The sequence below is a fragment of the Pseudovibrio flavus genome (assembly GCF_009711345.1).
Taxonomy (GTDB): domain Bacteria; phylum Pseudomonadota; class Alphaproteobacteria; order Rhizobiales; family Stappiaceae; genus Pseudovibrio; species Pseudovibrio flavus.
Window position 1 is genome coordinate 1 of the sequence record NZ_SMMA01000030.1, and the last position, 2,542, is coordinate 2,542.

The 2,542-nt window shown below is 57.5% G+C and carries 2 protein-coding genes; both read left to right on the plus strand.

Annotation, left to right across the window (positions count from 1 at the left end):
* The first annotated feature begins 11 nt into the window (after positions 1-11).
* Positions 12-1,583 (plus strand): Re/Si-specific NAD(P)(+) transhydrogenase subunit alpha, encoded by a 1,572-nt coding sequence (locus tag E1162_RS00130; RefSeq protein ID WP_155125414.1) that lies wholly within the window; start codon positions 12-14, stop codon positions 1,581-1,583.
* 15 nt (positions 1,584-1,598) lie between these two features.
* Positions 1,599-2,542 (plus strand): NAD(P)(+) transhydrogenase (Re/Si-specific) subunit beta (locus E1162_RS00135; protein WP_155125415.1); only part of this gene is annotated, 944 nt, incomplete at its 3' end.

Genomic DNA, 2,542 nt, shown 5'->3' on the forward strand with positions numbered 1-2,542 from the left:
AGGAACAGCCGATGATTATTGGGGCTCCTAAGGAGGTCCTTGATGGGGAGCTACGCGTTTCCCTGACCCCTGACAGCGCCAAGCAGCTTCACAAGCTTGGTTATGAATGCGCCGTTGAGAGCGGCGCTGGCCTTGGTGCCAATATTACGGACGCAGATTATGAAGCGGCCGGTGTCAAGGTTGTAAGCGATGCACGCACCCTCTGGGAGACAGCAGATATTGTTGTGAAGGTGCGCCCGCCGGCAGAAGCGGAACTGGAACTTGCCCGTAAAGGCCAGATCCTGATCTCGTTCTTCTACCCGGTTCAAAACGAAGCGTTGATGCAGCAGTTCGCCGATAAAGGCGTTAACGTGCTTGCTATGGACATGGTGCCGCGTATTTCACGCGCGCAGAAAATGGACGCCCTGTCCTCCATGGCCAACATTGCCGGTTACCGCGCTGTTATTGAAGCAGGTAACAACTTCGGCCGTTTCTTCACCGGTCAGATCACCGCGGCCGGTAAAGTACCGCCAGCCAAGGTTCTGGTCGTTGGCGCCGGTGTTGCCGGTCTTGCCGCCATTGGTGCGTCCACCTCTTTGGGTGCGATCACGCTGGCGTTCGACGTGCGTCCGGAAGTGGCCGAGCAGGTTGAATCCATGGGCGCCGAGTTCGTCTATCTGGATTTTGAAGAAGAACAGCAGGACGGTGCAGCCACCGGCGGTTACGCCTCTGTTTCCTCTCCTGAGTTCCGCGCAGCCCAGCTTGCCAAGTTCCGCGAACTTGCGCCTGAAGTCGACATCGTCATCACCACAGCACTCATTCCGAACCGCGAAGCGCCGGAACTGTGGACCGAAGACATGGTTGCTGCCATGAAGCAGGGTTCGGTCATCGTTGACCTTGCTGCCGAAAAGGGCGGCAACTGTAAACTGACCAAGATGGATGAGAAGATTGTCACCGACAACGGCGTGACCATCATCGGTTACACCGACTTCCCATCCCGCATGGCAGCCCAGTCTTCTGCACTCTACGCCACCAACATCCGTCACATGATGGACGACCTGACCCCGAATAAGGACGGTCAGCCGAACATCAACATGGAAGACGATGTGATCCGCGGCGCGACCATCGTGCACGAAGGCCAGATCACCTTCCCGCCGCCACCACCGAAAATCGCAGCTATCGCCGCGCAGAAAAAGCCGGAAGTCAAAGAACTGACACCGGAAGAAAAGCGCGCTGCCGAGATTGCCGAGTACAAGAAGAAGACCGTTCAGCAGGTTTCCCTTCTGGCCGGCGGTGGTTTGCTCATGCTTCTGGTCGGCCTTGTGGCTCCAGCCAGCTTCATGCAGCACTTCATCGTGTTCGTTCTGGCGTGTTTCGTCGGCTTCCAGGTTATCTGGGGCGTGGCGCACTCGCTGCATACCCCGCTCATGGCCATCACCAACGCCATCTCCTCCATCATCATTCTGGGTGCCTTGCTGCAAATCGGCTCTGGCTCTTGGCTGGTGATTGTTCTGGCCGCCCTGTCGGTCTTCATGGCAGGCATCAACATCTTTGGCGGCTTCCTCGTGACAAGGCGCATGCTCGCCATGTTCCAGAAGTCTTAAAGGGGAGCTGGAAAAATGGATTACGGTTTCACCACCGCAGCCTATGTTGTGGCTGCTGTTCTCTTCATCCTGTCTTTGGGCGGCCTGTCCAATCAGGAAAGTGCTAAACGCGCTGTGTGGTACGGCATCGCCGGTATGGCGCTGGCCGTTGCTGCAACCCTTGTTGGCCCAGGCTCCGGCCTGTGGGTGCTCTCTCTGGCGCTCATCGTAGCTGGCGGTATCGGCGGCTACTATGTTGCCATGCGCGTTCAGATGACCGAGATGCCGCAGCTGGTTGCAGCTATGCACTCGCTCGTCGGTCTGGCTGCTGTGTTCGTTGGCTTCAACGCTGATCTGGAACTCACCCGTGTGCTTGCCATGGACGAGACCGCTCGCAAAGGCCTTGAAGGCTTTGCAGCCGTTCTTGCCAAGAAGAGCGCTGTCGAGATCAACATCCTCAAGGTGGAAGTCTTCCTTGGTGTGTTCATCGGTGCAGTAACCTTCACCGGTTCTGTTGTGGCGTTCGGCAAGCTGGCAGGCAAACTGACCTCAGCAGCAACCAAGCTGCCAGGTGGTCATGCGCTCAACGCAGCAGCAGCGCTCGGCTCCATCGTTTTGGGCGTTTTGTACTTCAACGATATCTGGGGCATCTGGGCACTGGTGCTCATGACGCTTCTGGCGTTCTTCATCGGCTATCACCTCATCATGGGTATTGGCGGCGCGGATATGCCGGTTGTTGTATCCATGCTGAACTCCTATTCAGGCTGGGCAGCAGCGGCGATCGGTTTTTCCCTCGGCAACGACCTGCTCATCGTGGTGGGCGCGCTTGTGGGTTCTTCCGGTGCGATCCTCTCCTACATCATGTGTAAGGCGATGAACCGTCACTTTGTCTCGGTTATCCTTGGCGGCTTTGGTGCCACCACCGGTCCGCAGCAGGAGATCGAAGGCGAGATGGTTCCAGCTGAGGCTGACTATGTGGC